The organism is Bradyrhizobium sp. BR14999 (genome assembly GCF_056106085.1).
On the sequence record NZ_CM148536.1, the window covers coordinates 3112164 to 3125843 of the forward strand.

The 13680-nt window shown below is 65.7% G+C and carries 12 protein-coding genes and 1 other RNA gene; 9 read left to right on the forward strand and 4 right to left on the reverse strand.

Annotation, left to right across the window (positions count from 1 at the left end):
- Window positions 1-37 precede the first annotated feature (37 nt).
- Both ACR9YP_RS14325 and ACR9YP_RS14330 read left to right on the forward strand, forming a co-directional pair.
- A complete protein-coding gene (locus ACR9YP_RS14325; RefSeq protein ID WP_474220185.1) occupies window positions 38-1837 on the forward strand; it encodes an ABC transporter ATP-binding protein in 1800 nt (599 codons plus the stop codon).
- Between the two features lie 54 nt (window positions 1838-1891).
- Entirely contained in the window at window positions 1892-3298 is a 1407-nt protein-coding gene (locus tag ACR9YP_RS14330; protein WP_438105969.1) for an MATE family efflux transporter, read from the forward strand.
- Between the two features lie 98 nt (window positions 3299-3396).
- Here the strand turns inward: ACR9YP_RS14330 and ACR9YP_RS14335 are convergent, their stop codons facing one another.
- Window positions 3397-4140 (reverse strand): sulfite exporter TauE/SafE family protein, encoded by a 744-nt coding sequence (locus tag ACR9YP_RS14335; protein ID WP_128936043.1) that lies wholly within the window; start codon window positions 4138-4140, stop codon window positions 3397-3399.
- 229 nt (window positions 4141-4369) lie between these two features.
- On the opposite strand from ACR9YP_RS14335, the gene ACR9YP_RS14340 reads away from it, so the two are divergent.
- Window positions 4370-4630, forward strand: coding sequence for a hypothetical protein (locus tag ACR9YP_RS14340; protein ID WP_164934369.1), 261 nt, complete (start codon window positions 4370-4372; stop codon window positions 4628-4630).
- A gap of 5 nt (window positions 4631-4635) precedes the next feature.
- Here the strand turns inward: ACR9YP_RS14340 and ACR9YP_RS14345 are convergent, their stop codons facing one another.
- Entirely contained in the window at window positions 4636-6006 is a 1371-nt protein-coding gene (locus tag ACR9YP_RS14345; protein WP_474220187.1) for an aminotransferase-like domain-containing protein, read from the reverse strand.
- Between the two features lie 79 nt (window positions 6007-6085).
- Between ACR9YP_RS14345 and ACR9YP_RS14350 the strand changes: the two genes are divergently transcribed.
- Entirely contained in the window at window positions 6086-6514 is a 429-nt protein-coding gene (locus tag ACR9YP_RS14350) for a DUF983 domain-containing protein (RefSeq protein WP_474220188.1), read from the forward strand.
- Between the two features lie 277 nt (window positions 6515-6791).
- Here ACR9YP_RS14350 and rnpB read toward each other — a convergent pair.
- Window positions 6792-7271: RNase P RNA component class A (gene rnpB, locus ACR9YP_RS14355), an RNA gene on the reverse strand.
- A 150-nt stretch (window positions 7272-7421) separates the two neighbouring features.
- Here rnpB and ACR9YP_RS14360 point away from each other — a divergent pair.
- Both ACR9YP_RS14360 and ACR9YP_RS14365 read left to right on the forward strand, forming a co-directional pair.
- A complete protein-coding gene (locus tag ACR9YP_RS14360; protein ID WP_438105974.1) occupies window positions 7422-7775 on the forward strand; it encodes a YciI family protein in 354 nt (117 codons plus the stop codon).
- A 76-nt stretch (window positions 7776-7851) separates the two neighbouring features.
- Window positions 7852-9084: an RNA polymerase sigma factor gene (locus ACR9YP_RS14365; protein ID WP_438105976.1), complete on the forward strand. Its 1233-nt coding sequence runs from the start codon at window positions 7852-7854 to the stop codon at window positions 9082-9084.
- 114 nt (window positions 9085-9198) lie between these two features.
- Here ACR9YP_RS14365 and ACR9YP_RS14370 read toward each other — a convergent pair whose 3' ends face one another.
- A complete protein-coding gene (locus ACR9YP_RS14370; RefSeq protein ID WP_438105978.1) occupies window positions 9199-9981 on the reverse strand; it encodes an N-acetylmuramoyl-L-alanine amidase in 783 nt (260 codons plus the stop codon).
- 525 nt (window positions 9982-10506) lie between these two features.
- Between ACR9YP_RS14370 and rsmH the strand changes: the two genes are divergently transcribed.
- Genes rsmH through ACR9YP_RS14385 form a run of 3 tightly spaced genes read left to right on the forward strand, consistent with a single transcriptional unit; the run spans window position 10507 to window position 13643 of the window.
- Complete coding sequence (rsmH, locus tag ACR9YP_RS14375; protein ID WP_438105980.1) at window positions 10507-11496, forward strand: 16S rRNA (cytosine(1402)-N(4))-methyltransferase RsmH; 990 nt, start codon at window positions 10507-10509, stop codon at window positions 11494-11496.
- Window positions 11497-11499: 3 nt separating this feature from the next.
- Window positions 11500-11892, forward strand: coding sequence for a cell division protein FtsL (ftsL, locus tag ACR9YP_RS14380; RefSeq protein ID WP_091879235.1), 393 nt, complete (start codon window positions 11500-11502; stop codon window positions 11890-11892).
- Window positions 11889-13643 carry a peptidoglycan D,D-transpeptidase FtsI family protein gene (locus ACR9YP_RS14385; protein ID WP_474220189.1) on the forward strand — a complete coding sequence of 585 codons (1755 nt, stop codon included), beginning with the start codon at window positions 11889-11891 and terminating at the stop codon, window positions 13641-13643. Before ftsL ends, ACR9YP_RS14385 begins: the two co-directional genes overlap by 4 nt.
- The last annotated feature ends 37 nt before the right edge of the window (window positions 13644-13680 follow it).

Genomic DNA, 13680 nt, shown 5'->3' on the forward strand with positions numbered 1-13680 from the left:
TGGAGCCGGCAGCCTGCGCGAGCGGCCGGATGATGTCATGACCGCTCTGTCCAAAAAGCCCGCCGCGATCCGCGTGGTGCTGCCCTTCGTGTTCCGGCACTGGCTGAAGCAGCCCGGGCGCGGCCTCATCGTGGCCGGCGGCCTCTTGGGCGCGACCATCGCCGACCTGTTCATGCCGGTGTTCTCCGGGCATCTGGTCGATGCGCTGACGCGCGGCCCGTCGGATCCGGACGCGCGCCACGCGGCGCTCACGGCGTTCGGCGCCATCGTGGCGCTGGGCGCGGCCTCGATGGTGCTGCGGCTCGTCGGCCTCCAGGCGATCGTGCCGTTCACGCTGAAGATCATGTCCGACGTCGCGCACGATGCGTTCACGCGCGTGCAGCGCTTCTCGACCGATTGGCACGCCAACTCCTTTGCAGGCTCCACGGTGCGCAAGATCACGCGCGGCATGTGGGCGCTCGACCTGCTCAACGACACCATTCTGCTGGCGCTGGCGCCCTCGCTGCTGGTGCTGATCGGCTCGATGGTCCTGATCGGCTTGCATTGGGCCTCGCTCGGCCTGGTGATCGCGCTCGGGGCGATCTTCTACGTCACGACCACGGTGGTGTTCTCGACCCGCTATATCGCGCCGGCGGCGCGCGTCTCCAATGCCTGGGACACCAAGGTCGGAGGCACGCTGGCGGACGCGCTGACCTGCAACGCCGTGGTGAAGTCGTTCGGCGCAGAGCTGCGCGAAGATGCACGGCTCGCCCGCGTCATCAGTCGCTGGCGCGTGCGCGTGCGGCGGACCTGGCTGCGCTACAACTACACGGCCATGTCGCAGCTCTCCTTGCTGCTGTGCCTGCGCGCGTCCGTGATCGGCGGATCGGTGCTGCTGTGGATGTCAGGTCACGCCTCGCCCGGCGACGTCACCTATGTGCTGACGAGCTACTATGTCATCCACGCCTACTTGCGCGACGTCGGCATGCATATCAACAACCTCCAGCGCTCGGTCAATGACATGGACGAACTGGTGGCGATCCACGACGAGCCGATCGGCATTGCGGACGCTTCCGATGCGCGGCCGATCGCGATCGAGGGCGGCGAGATCGTGTTCGCCGACGTTACGTTCCATTATGGCGGCCATCGCGCGCCGCTGTATGACGGGCTGTCGCTGACGATCCGCGCCGGCGAACGGGTCGGCCTCGTCGGCCGCTCTGGCTCCGGCAAGACGACCTTCGTCAAGCTGGTGCAGCGGCTTTACGACGTCTCCGGCGGCCGCGTGCTGATCGACGGGCAGGACATCGCGCTCGCGACGCAGCAATCGCTGCGCAGCCAGATCGCGATCGTGCAGCAGGAGCCGATCCTGTTCCACCGCTCGCTCGCCGAGAACATCGCCTATGGCCGGCCGGGCGCCAGCCTGCAGGCGATCGAGCATGCGGCGCGGCTTGCGAATGCGCACGACTTCATCCTGCGCCTGCCCAAGGGCTACGGCACGCTGGTCGGCGAGCGCGGCGTGAAGCTGTCGGGCGGCGAACGGCAGCGCGTCGCGCTGGCGCGCGCCTTCCTGGCGGATGCGCCGGTGCTGATCCTGGACGAGGCGACCTCGAGTCTCGATTCGGAATCGGAGGCGCTGATCCAGCAGGCGATGGAGCGGCTGATGAAGGGCCGCACCTCGATCGTGATCGCGCACCGCCTGTCAACGGTGAAGAGCCTCGATCGCATCCTGGTGTTCGACCGCGGCGAGATCGTCGAGCAGGGCACGCATGCGGTGCTCGCGGCCAAGCCCGGCGGCATCTATCGCGGCCTGTTCGAGCGCCAGGTGGTGGAGCTCGGATACATTGCAGCAGCGGAGTGAGGCGCGCGGCAACGGGCGAACGTCCCGATGTTACGGTGCCAAGGATGGAATGACATGAAGGACCTGACGAACGGCTCCATCGTGAGACACATCCTGGCCATGGCCCCGCCGATCATGGTCGGCATGGTCACGATCATGGTCTGCCAGCTGGTCGATCTCTACTTCGTCTCGGGATTGGGCGATGCGGCGGTCGCGGGCGTCGCCGCGGCCGGCAACGCCGGATTTCTCGTCAACGCGCTGATGCAGGTGCTCGGCGTCGGCACTGTTGCGCTGATCGCACATGCCGTGGGACGCAAGGATCGGCAGGATGCCAATTTGATCTTCAACCAGGCGATCGCACTGTCGGTGCTGTTCGGCTTGCTGACTCTGGTCATGGGAGCAGCATTGTCGCGCCTCTACATGCGTTCGATTGCCGCGGACCAGGCGACGATCGAGGCGGGGACCATCTATCTGTTGTGGTTCATGCCGGCGCTCGCGCTGCAATTCGCCACACAGGTGATGGCGTCTGCGCTGCGCGCGACCGGCATTGTGCGTCCCGCCATGCTGGTGCAGGCGCTCGCGGTCGTCATCAACATTGCGTTGGCGCCGGTGCTGATCGCGGGCTGGGGCACGGGCTACGCACTCGGCGTTGCCGGCGCGGGGCTCGCAAGCTCGATCGCGGTGGTGATCGGCGTTCTGATGCTGCTGGCGTACTTCCGCAAGGTCGAGCGCTACGTCGCGTTCGACGCGGCGCAGTGGCGCCCGCAGCCGCGCCATTTGAAGCGCATCCTCAATGTCGGGCTGCCCGCCGGCGGCGAATTCGCGATGATGTTCATCCTCATGGCGGTGGTCTACTACGTGCTGCGCGATTTCGGCGCGGGGGCGCAGGCGGGATTCGGCATCGGACAGCGCGTGCTCGGCCTGATCCAGATGCCGGCGCTTGCGGTCGCGCTGGCGGCCGGGCCGATCGCCGGCCAGAATGTCGGCGCCGCAAACGGTGCGCGCGTGCGCGAAACCTTCGTCAAGGCGGCGCTGATCACCACCGTCGTGATGATCGGCTTCATGATTCTTGCGCAGCTGAAGCCGGAATTGCTGCTCGCCGGATTCTCGAACGACCGGGAGACCATGGCGATCGCCTTCCTGTTCCTGCGGATCATCTCGCTCAACATGGTGGCGCAGGGCCTGATCTTCACCTGCTCGAGCATGTTCCAGGGGCTCGGCAATACCAAGCCGGTGCTCTTGAGCTCGGCGACACGCGTGTTCACCTATTCCTTGCCGGCGATCTGGCTGTCGACGCGGCCGGGCTTCCGCATGGAGCACGTGTGGTACTTGTCGATCGCTGCGACGACGCTTCAGGCTGCGTTGAGCTTGTGGTTGTTGCGTCGCGAATTCAGGAAGCGACTGGTATTGCCCCGTCCGGAGCACCCCCTGGAGCAGGCGGGGACCGAGCCAGTCGCGCCTCCCGCACGCGTGCCCGCCTAAAGCGCGATGAGATTGGGATGAATCGTCATCGCGCTTTAGGTTGTTGTTTTGAGCATGATCTTTTCGGAAAACCGCTACGCACTTTTCCGGATCATGCTTTAGTGCGTGCCAACACTATTCCAGACGAGGCCGAGGCCCGACAGGAATAGGAGGCCGAGCACGACATCGCCAAAATGCTTGTCGCTCAGGGCGTGATAGACCCGCGCGCCGGCCCATGCGCCGATCAGTGTGCCCGGAAACGCGACCAGCGCGAGCCAGACCACTTTGAGTTCGACAAGGCCCGACGCGGTCTGCAACGCGAGCGCGGTCGCGAGCACCGTGAAATTGAAGAGCTGGAAGATGCCCCGCCGCTCGTGCTTGTTCCAGCCGCGGATGTTGGCCCACAGGATCGGCAGCGGGCCCGACAGTCCGGCGAGGCCGCCAAGAATGCCGCCGGCGAAGCCGATCGCGCCGTCGGCGATCCGGCCGCCGAACTTGATCGCGAGCGGCCTCTTGTTCAGATACAGCGCGCTCGAGAAGATCAGGAGCAGCACGCCGACGCTCAGCTTGAACACTTTTGGATCGGCCGAGGCGACCATCATCGTTCCCAGTGGCACGCCGATCAGTCCGCCGATCAGGAACGGCCAGACCAGCGAGAGGTCAAAACTCTTCCACATCGACGGTAGCGTTGAGGTTTGCGCGATCACCGAGCAGATCAGCACCAGCGGCACCGCAAGCGATGGCGGCAGCACATAGAGCCAGATGCCGAGCGCCATCAGTGCCGTGCCGAAGCCGGCCAGTCCCGAGACGAAGCCGCCGGCCAGCGCGCCGAACAGCAGCAGCGCGTAAGTGGACGTTTCCACCAATCATTTCCTGTCGTTAGCGGCGATGCCGAACGCGATCCCGCTTTTGATCGTCATCTGGCGCATAGCACAGATGCGGCCGCGAAGGTCAATTTCAAAACCGCACGCAAGCGTGATCCCCAGGGGCGGGCGTTCGCGGAAGACGTGCCTACATGACGCTCGTACTTTAATCTTGGGGCCTGCCGGGCGTCACGCCGCACCGTCCCTGATGAGATGATGGAGCATGATCATGACCCGCATGAACATTGCCGTTGCGGCCGCGCTGTTATCGGCCGCCGCCCTGACGCCGACATTGGCGCAGGCGCAGTTTTCCGAGCCTGCAGCCTATCAGGCCGCGCATCCCGACCGCGATGTGCTCAATGGCGGCCAGCTCACGCCCGCGGGGCGCGCAGCCCGCGGCGAGGCGGTGGCCCCGAGCGAGGCCTATGCGGCTTATCCTGCAGCCGTTGCGCCGGTGGTTCGCCCACGCCACCGTCGTCATCATCAATAAAGAGTCTAGACGATCTGCCTGGTGTCGGCGGGCTTTTGCAGTGCGCGGACCAGGATGCGCAGCGCCTCGGTCAATTCCGCCCGGTTGCGCGCTGCGCCCAGCGAGAGGCGCGCCGCATGTGGCGGTGTTCCGTCCACGGTGAAGGCTTCGCCGTCGACTACCGCGAGTCCATTCCGCAAGAGATGCCCCGCGACATCGGACCGGCCCTCCGGCAGCCGCAGCCAGAGATGATGAGCGGCGGGCTTGGCCAAGAACTGAAACCCCTTCAGCGCCCGCTGCGCGAGCTGTTGGCGGCCGACTGCCTCGTTGCGGATGGCGGTGATGATGCGGTCGGCAATGCCGGTCTCGATCCAATGCGTGACCAGCGCGACCATCAGCGGCGCCGGCATCTGCACGGTGGCCTGCAAATGGCTGCGCATCGCCTGCTGCGCGTCGTTGTCGGGTGCCAGCAAATAGGCGACGCGCAGCGCCGGCGCGATGCATTTTGACAGCGTGGTCGCGAGATAAGTCCGCTCCGGGATGAGGTTCGCGATCGGCGATGCCGAGCGATCGAGCAGCCCGTAGGCGTCGTCCTCGATCAGCGTCGTACCGGCATCGCTGATGATCTTTGCGATGGCGTTGCGCCGCTCGGCGGACAATGTCGCCGTGGTCGGATTGTGCAGCGTCGGAATGAGATAGACGGCTTTCGGGCTGTGCGCGCGGCAGGCCTTCGCCAGCGCGTCGGGCAGGATGCCGCCGTCGTCCATGGCGACACCGATGAGCTTGACGCCGAGCCGTGCGGCTGCGGCCTTGATGCCGGGAAAGGTGAGCGTTTCCGTCAGCACGATTTCGCCGGGCCGCGCGAGATGAGCGAGCAGGTTGAACAGGATCGTTTGCGCGCCCGGAAAGATCACCAACCTGTCGGCATGCGCGTGCGGAACGCGCGCGCGCATCCAGCGCGCTGCCACCTCGCGCTCATGCGCGCTGCCGCCGGGCGGTTGATAGTTGAGATGCGCCGTCAGGCCCGATTGCGTGCGGATGGACTCCATTCCGGCGATGATGCGCTCGTCGAGCTGCGCCTCCAGCGGATGCGGCGGCACATTCATCGAGAGATCAATCGCGACGGGATGCGGCAAGTCGACCGCACGGCGCGCGCTGGTCTCCGAGACGAACGAGCCCTGTCCGACCCGGGCCTCCATGATGCCGCGGCGCCGCGCCTCGGTGTAGGCGCGCGTCACCGTGGTGAGATCGATGCCGAGTGCTTTTGCCAGCGCCCGCTGCGTTGGCAATTGCTGGCCGCGCACCAGCCTCCCTGCGGCAATGTCGGCCTCCATGGCCTCGACGATGCGCTGGTAGCGCGGGCCGGAGAGCTCCGAGATTGTAGGGGTCCAATCCATGCAATATAGGCCCGTTTCCTTTGAATGTATGGATGCAAGATATTATTGTATGGACCATTGAAAAGGAAGAGGTGTGGTCATGGCGACGGTCTCTCTGGCAAAGGCGATGTGGCGCGGTTTCAGCGGCAAATGCCCGAATTGCGGGGAAGGGCACCTGTTCGGCCGCTTCCTGAAAGTGGCTGACGCTTGCGATCATTGCGGCGAGGAGCTGTTCCACCAGCGCGCCGATGATTTTCCCGCTTACCTCGTGATGGTCATAGTCGGCCATCTCGTGGTTCCGGCCATCCTCGCGGTCGAGACCGCCTACGCGCCGCCGGAGTGGCTGCAACTCGCGGTGTGGCTGCCGGTGACGCTGTTCGCGTCGCTCGCATTGCTGCAACCGACCAAGGGTGCCATCGTCGGGCTGCAATGGCAGCTTGGCATGCACGGTTTCGAGGCGAGCAAGCTGCGGCGCGAGGCCGGCGAGCTTGCACCCGTCATCGTAAAGGCGAATACGCGCGCGGCCTGACGCGGCCGCAGCGTTTACGTCGCGCGGCCTGCCGCTACATCGTCATTCCAGCGCGTGCGCAGCACGAACCCGGAATCCATTCCTCCACCAACTGTGCCGTCCGATGGATTCCGGGCTCGTGCTGCGCACGCGCTGGAATGACACCGTTTGAATGGCGCGCGCTTGCCCCTAAAATGGTGAGGGGCCCGGCGCATTCACGCCGAACCCCTCGTTGCTTCCTTAGCAAGACGTTTTCTTCACGCGAACCGGAAACCCACTTCGCTCGAAAACGCTTTAGAATATCAGCCGGCCTGTAAGCCGGGTTCTGTAGGGCACCGTCCGCTTGCGCGAACGGTACGTGACGGCCATTCCTCTGGGGTCATGTTTGCACATGGCCTCGAGCAACCTACCCGGACGGCGGGCCTGACATCGCCCCGCGGCGTTATCGCTTGCGCGAACAGCCCGCTGCGCCGTCCCTATTCGGTTTTGCTCCCGGTGGGGTTTACCATGCCGGCTCCGTTGCCGCAGCCGCGGTGCGCTCTTACCGCACCTTTTCACCCTTACCCGCCTATGCAGCTTGCGCTGCTTCGGCGTGGCGAGCCTCGCGGGCTTGTCACGCCATAGCCCCGAAGGGCGAAGGCGGGCGGTTCGTTTTCTGTGGCACTTTCCCTGGGGTTACCCCCGCCGGACGTTATCCGGCACCGCATGTCAAGGGAGCCCGGACTTTCCTCCCCGGCGGCCTTTCGGCCCCTGCCGGAGCGGCCGTCCGGCCGACTGACGGTCTACGCATGGAGCATTTGTGACGGTTCCGTCAAGCCGATATCGCCGTGCACGCTTGGCCCGAAATAATTTATCCTGGAGACGTCGTTTGGAGCGTGCCCCGTTCGACTGGATGTCGGCAACACAGCCGAACAACAGGAGTGAAGCAATGCAGTATCTGCTGATGATCTATCAGAACGAGGTCGAATACGCGAAGAACGATGCGGCGACCAGCCAGAAGATGCTGGCCGAATATCAGGCCTTCACGCAAGGCATCATCCAGAGCGGCAACTTCAAGGCCGGCGACCGCTTGCAGCCGACCACGACGGCGACGACCGTGCGCGTGCGCGACGGCAAGACGCTGACGACCGATGGTCCGTTCGCGGAAACGCGCGAGCAGCTCGGCGGCTACTATCTGATCGAGGCCAAGGATCTCGACGCCGCGATCGAGATTGCGGCGCGGATTCCCAGCGCGCGCATCGGGTCGATCGAGGTGCGGCCGATCTGGGTGTATGAGAAGTGACAACTCTCACCTTCGTCATTCCGGGCTCGCGGCCTTGCCGCGCCCGGGAATGACGGGAGGAGAGTGATCGTGTGACATGACCCCTTCCGAGATCGAAGCCATCTTCCGTGACGAGGCGGGGCGGGCGCTGGCCACGCTGATCCGCCTCGTCGGTGATTTCGATCTCGCCGAGGACGCACTCCAGGACGCCTTCGCCGTCGCGCTGGAGCGCTGGCCGGCCTGCGAGGTCCCCGACAATCCGCGCGCCTGGCTGGTCAATGTCGCGCGCAACAAGGCGATCGACCGCATTCGCCGCCAGGCTATCTTTCGCGGCAAGCAGCAAGCGCTGGTGCACGAGCTCGAGCTGAACGCGCAAGCGCCTGATGAGCCGCCGACCATGCTCGACGACGACATGCTCAGGTTGATCTTCACCTGCTGCCATCCCGCGTTCGCAGCCGAAGTCCAGATCGCGCTGACGCTGCGCACCGTGTGCGGGCTCTCCACCGCGCAGGTGGCGCGCGCCTTTCTCGTCAGCGAGGAGGCGATGGCCCAGCGCCTCGTTCGCGCCAAGCAGAAGATCCGCCTCGCCGGTATTCCTTACGAAGTGCCCGAGCGCGACGCGCTGGCGCCGCGGCTCGACGGCGTGCTCACCGTGATCTATCTCGTCTTCACCGAAGGCTACGTGGCGACCTCGGGTACGGGCCTGATGCGGCCCGATTTCGCCGTCGAGGCCATCCGGCTCGGCCGCCTGCTCGACCGGTTGATGCCCGATCGCGCCGGCATCAAGGGCCTGCTGGCGTTGATGCTGCTGCACGATGCGCGCCGCGGCGGGCGCGAGACACCGGCCGGCGATATCGTGCTGCTAGAGGAACAGGATCGCTCGCTGTGGGATCGCGCGCAGATCGAGGAGGGCCTGCTCCTGGTGGAGAACGCGCTGCGCCTGCCGGGCCGGCCGCAACCCTATGCCGTGCAAGCCGCGATCGCGGCGCTGCATGCACGCGCGACCAGCTTTGACGAGACCGATTGGCCGCAGATTGCGGGGCTCTATGAAGTCCTGCTGCGCATCAGTCCCTCGCCGGTGATCGAGCTGAATCATGCCGCGGCGGTGTCGATGGTCGATGGACCTTCACGTGCGCTCGCTCTTGTCGACGCGATCACCGCGCGCGGCGGGCTTGATGGCTACGAGCTGTTGCCCGCGGTGCGCGCGGATCTGTTGCGGCGGCTCGGCCGCAAGGACGAGGCGCGCGAGGCGTATCGGGCGGCGACGGAGGCGACGCAGCTGGAGCCGTTGCGGCGGCTGTATGCGCGACGGGTGAGGGAGATGGGATAGTCGCCACGAGCTCCGTCATTGCGAGGAGTGAACGAAGCTATCCAGAGTGTTTCCGCGGAGACAGTCTGTATTGCTTCGCTTCGCTCGCAATGACAGAGTATGTGGCCGTCGTCGTCACTTCGACGCGACAGGCGTCCCCTCTTGCGGCAAGCTCGCCAGCAACGCCTGCAATGTCGATAGCGTCGAATGATCGGCGACACCATCCAGACGGGCCGGGCGGAAGTGGCGCTGGAAGGCGGTGATGACTTCCATGGTCGCGGCATCGTATTTGCCGGTCAGCGGCACGCCGTAGCCGTATCTGGCGAGCGCCTGCTGCATGCTCAGCACGGCGTCGCTGATGGTGCCGAGCATCAGGGTCTCGCCGCGCACGACCGGGGCGGGCGTCACCCAGTGGCCGACGCCGGAATTGGCCAGCGAATGCCACGGAAATTTTTCGCCGGGATCCTTCTTGCGCGCGGGCGCGACGTCGGAATGGCCGAGCACCCGGTGCGGCGGCACCTTGCGGCGGAGCATGATGCCGCGGCACAGCGCGATCACGGCGGCGATCTGGCGCAGCGGATACTCCGGATAGCCCCAGTCATGCCCGCGATTGATGATCTCGATGCCGATCGAGCAGGAGTTGATGTCGTCCTCGCCGGCCCAGGACGCGACGCCGGCGTGCCAGGCGCGCCGGGCCTCGGGCACGCATTGCACGATGCGGCCGTCCTCCAGCACGACGTAGTGCGCCGACACGTCGGTCCCCGCCGTGCACAGCCGCGCCAGCGCGCCCTCGACATCGGGCATGCCGGTGTAGTGCAGCACGATCATGTCCGGCTGGCGTCCCTTGGCGCGCTCGCCATGGTTCGGCGAAGGGATGATGTCGGAGACGATCGAGGAATCCGGATCGAACGTCCGCATGCCCGCCGCGGCTTTGGGAACCGGCAGAACGCGTTGACGCTTCGAATCAGATCCAGACGGCGTGGACGAACCGGACGGCATGGACAGCTCGAGTTGGACGAAGAGTGTGGGCCAAGCCCTTCTCTTTACTATTCCTTTACCCTCGGCCGCGCGCAATCGCGCGGCGCGGTTAACGAATGCATTTTGGCGCATGTGTGTGGATGAAGCATCACCACAGCGTCACCATTTCGACTTGTCGCGAGCCGATCAACGCTTTCTTAACGCTAAGGGCCGTTACTGAGAGATGAAGTGCCGACCCGCGTCCGGAGGCGGCCAAAGCGTATTTTGGCTCGAAATCCCATGGCTGCCCGACAAAATTCGCTGGGAACACTGGGCTTGCGGCCCGGGACGACCGGACTCGGTAATCATGTAGGACGAGGGCTTTGTCGTGGAACCGCCGCGACGCAGAATCATTCGAGGCGTCATGGGCTGTTTCGTTCCCGATCTGGCATCGACGTCAGGCTGGGCGTTCGGCAGGCGTGGCGCATGAGCTCGGCTCCGCACATTCCCGTTCTCGGCCGCGAGGCCGTCGACCATCTCGCCCCGCGGGAGGGCGGTATTTACGTCGATGCCACCTTCGGCGCCGGCGGCTACAGCCGCGCCATTCTCGATGTGCCGGGAACTCGGCTCATTGCCATTGACCGCGATCGTACTGCGATCGCTGGCGGTGCCGAGCTCGTCGAACGCTCTGCGGGCCGGCTCATGCTGGTCGAAGACCGCTTCTCCAACCTCGCCGAGGTCTGCGCGGCGCAGGGCGTCGAGGCGATCGATGGCGTCGTGATGGATGTCGGCGTGTCCTCGATGCAGCTCGACCAGGCCGGCCGCGGCTTCTCCTTCCGTCTCGACGGTCCGCTCGACATGCGGATGGGGCAGGCGGGCCCGACCGCGGCGGACGTCGTCGCGCGCGCCTCCGAAGGCGATCTCGCCGACATCATCTATCTCTTCGGCGAGGAGCGGCATTCGCGCCGCATCGCCCGTGCCATCGTTGCAGATCGGCAGGAGACGCCGTTCACGACGACGCGCGCGCTCGCCGATCTCGTCGGCAGGGTCGTGCGCTCGAAGCCCGGGGACATTCACCCGGCGACGCGGACGTTCCAGGCGCTGCGCATCTTCATCAACGAAGAGCTCGAGGAACTCCAGACGGCGCTCGCTGCGGCCGAGCGCGTGCTCAAGCCCGGCGGCCGCCTCGTCGTGGTCTCGTTCCATTCGCTGGAAGACCGCATCGTCAAGAATTTTCTCGCCTCACGTTCCAAGAGCGGCGGCGGCTCGCGGCATCTGCCGGAAGTCGCGCAGGCCGCGCCGAGCTTCCAGCTGCTGACGCGGCGGCCGGTCGTCGCCGGTGAAGACGAAGTGGCGCATAACCCGCGTGCGCGCTCCGCAAAGCTGCGCGCCGCCGAGCGCACCTCGGCGCCCGCGCATGACGATGGCGAGCCATCGTCCTGGCCAAGACTCTCCGACGTCATGAGGGGCGGCTAGCGCATGCGCTTCATCCACCTCCTCGTCATCGGCGCGCTGATCTTCGCGGCGGCCCATGTCTACCGGATCAAGATGGACTCCACCGCGCGCACCGAGAAGGTGCTGCGGCTGCATGCGGAGATCCGGGAGCAGCGCGATGCGATCGCCTCGCTGCGCGCCGAATGGGCCAAGCTCGATGCGCCGCTGCGCCTGCAAGGATTGTCAGACCGGCATCTGTCGCTCAAGCCGGTCAACGGCACGCAATATGACTCGCTGAAGAACCTGCCGGAGCGCCCGCCGCGGATGTTCAGACCGGGTGAGCCCGACCCGATCGGAGCGATGCTCAACACCATCGAAGCCGCCAGCGATCCCGAGACCGTGACGGGCTCCGTGCCTCAGCCGGAGGACAATCAATGAGCGCTCCGATCCCGGCAAAACCCATGGAAAAGCCGACCGAGCCTTGGCGGCAGCGGCTGATCCGCAGCCTGCTCTACGGGCGCAATGTCGATCGCGCGGCGAAGGCGCGCGCGCGTGTTGGCCTCGCAATGCTCGCCTTCGCCTCGGTCTATGCCCTGATCGGCGGCCGCCTCGTGATGTTCGCGATCGGCGCCGACGCCCACGGTGCACGCCGCGCCGCGGCGCAGGAAGTGGTCGCGACCGCGCGGCCCGACATCGTCGACCGCAACGGTGCGATCCTGGCAACCGACGTCAAGGCGGCGAGCCTGTTCGGCGAGCCACGCCGCATCATCGACAAGGACGAGGCGATCGAGCTTCTGACCGCCACCGTGCCCGACCTCGACGAGGCCGAGGTGCGCGAGCGCCTGAAGACGCGCAAGGGCTTCGTTTGGCTCAAGCGCGAGGTCACGTCGAAGCAGCAGCAGGACATCCACAAGCTCGGCATTCCCGGCATCGGCTTCCTGCGCGAGAACAAGCGCGTCTATCCGACCGGCAACGAAGTCGCCCACCTCATCGGTCTCGTCAATATCGACAACCAGGGCATCGCCGGGCTGGAGAAGTGGCTCGACAATCAAGGGCTCGCCGATCTCCATCGCGCCGGCTTTGCCACCGACCGGTTGCAGAAGCCGATCGAGCTCTCGGTCGATCTGCGCGTCGAGCATGCGCTCCGTGACGAGCTGTTGAAGGCCAAGGACAAGTTCCACGCCAAGGCCGCCTCCGGCATCGTCTCCAACGTCAAGACCGGCGAGATCGTGGCGATGGTCTCCCTGCCGGACTTCGATCCCAACAATCCGAAGGAAGCGCACGACCCCGACCGCATCAACCGCCTGACCACCGGCGTCTACGAGATGGGCTCGACCTTCAAGGCGTTCACGCTGGCGATGGCGCTCGATTCCGGCAAGATCAACCTGAACTCGTCGTGGGATGCGCGCGGAAATCTGCACTACGGCAAGTTCACCATCCACGACAGCCACCCGCTCGGGCGTTTCATCAACACCAAGGAAGTGTTCACCTTCTCGTCCAACATCGGCGCGGCGCGGATCGCGCTCAGCCAGGGCGTCGAGGCGCACAAGGCGTTCCTCGCCAAGATGGGCCAGTTGACGCGGCTGCGCACCGAGCTGCCGGAGAGCGCGGCGCCGCTGATCCCGCGCCGCTGGAGCGAGCTGAACACGGTCACGGCAGCCTTCGGCCAGGGCCTCTCGGTGGCGCCGCTCCAGGCGGTGATGGGCATCAACGCATTGGTGAATGGCGGCTATCTGATTCCGCCGACCTTCATGAAGCGCAGCGAAGCGGAAGCGGCGGCGCTGGCCAAGCGCGTGATCAAGCAGGATACCAGCGACAAGATGCGGTATCTGATGCGGCTCAATGCCGAGATCGGTACCGCCAAGACCGCGGACATCAAGGGCTACTACGTCGGCGGCAAGACCGGCACGTCCGAGAAGGTCATCAACGGGCGCTATGCCAAGAAGCGGGTGCTCAACTCCTTCACCGCGGTCATGCCCTGCGACGATCCGAAATATCACATCCTGATCATGCTGGACGAGCCGCAGGCGATTCCTGAAACCAAGGGTTTCATCACGTCGGGCTGGAACGCGGTGCCGACGGGCGGCAAGGTGATCGAGCGAATCGCGCCGCTTCTGGGCGTCGAGCCGCGGTTCGACCTGCCGCCGTCCGACCGCCTTATTCTTGCAGCATCCAGGACAACCCAGTAATCAACCGGGTAGGCCGTTGCCGCTGCTGAGTCGGGGC

Excerpts from the sequence above, each read along its gene's own strand:
- ACR9YP_RS14350 (WP_474220188.1), top strand. The coding sequence starts at position 6,086 with ATGGCGACGGTCTCTCTGGCAAAGGCGATGTGGCGCGGTTTCAGCGGC.
- ACR9YP_RS14345 (WP_474220187.1), bottom strand. The coding sequence starts at position 6,006 with ATGGATTGGACCCCTACAATCTCGGAGCTCTCCGGCCCGCGCTACCAG.
- ACR9YP_RS14385 (WP_474220189.1), top strand. The coding sequence starts at position 11,889 with ATGAGCGCTCCGATCCCGGCAAAACCCATGGAAAAGCCGACCGAGCCT.
- ACR9YP_RS14340 (WP_164934369.1), top strand. The coding sequence starts at position 4,370 with ATGACCCGCATGAACATTGCCGTTGCGGCCGCGCTGTTATCGGCCGCC.
- ACR9YP_RS14365 (WP_438105976.1), top strand. The coding sequence starts at position 7,852 with ATGACCCCTTCCGAGATCGAAGCCATCTTCCGTGACGAGGCGGGGCGG.
- ACR9YP_RS14370 (WP_438105978.1), bottom strand. The coding sequence starts at position 9,981 with ATGCGGACGTTCGATCCGGATTCCTCGATCGTCTCCGACATCATCCCT.
- ACR9YP_RS14330 (WP_438105969.1), top strand. The coding sequence starts at position 1,892 with ATGAAGGACCTGACGAACGGCTCCATCGTGAGACACATCCTGGCCATG.
- ftsL (WP_091879235.1), top strand. The coding sequence starts at position 11,500 with ATGCGCTTCATCCACCTCCTCGTCATCGGCGCGCTGATCTTCGCGGCG.
- ACR9YP_RS14325 (WP_474220185.1), top strand. The coding sequence starts at position 38 with ATGACCGCTCTGTCCAAAAAGCCCGCCGCGATCCGCGTGGTGCTGCCC.
- rsmH (WP_438105980.1), top strand. The coding sequence starts at position 10,507 with ATGAGCTCGGCTCCGCACATTCCCGTTCTCGGCCGCGAGGCCGTCGAC.
- ACR9YP_RS14360 (WP_438105974.1), top strand. The coding sequence starts at position 7,422 with ATGCAGTATCTGCTGATGATCTATCAGAACGAGGTCGAATACGCGAAG.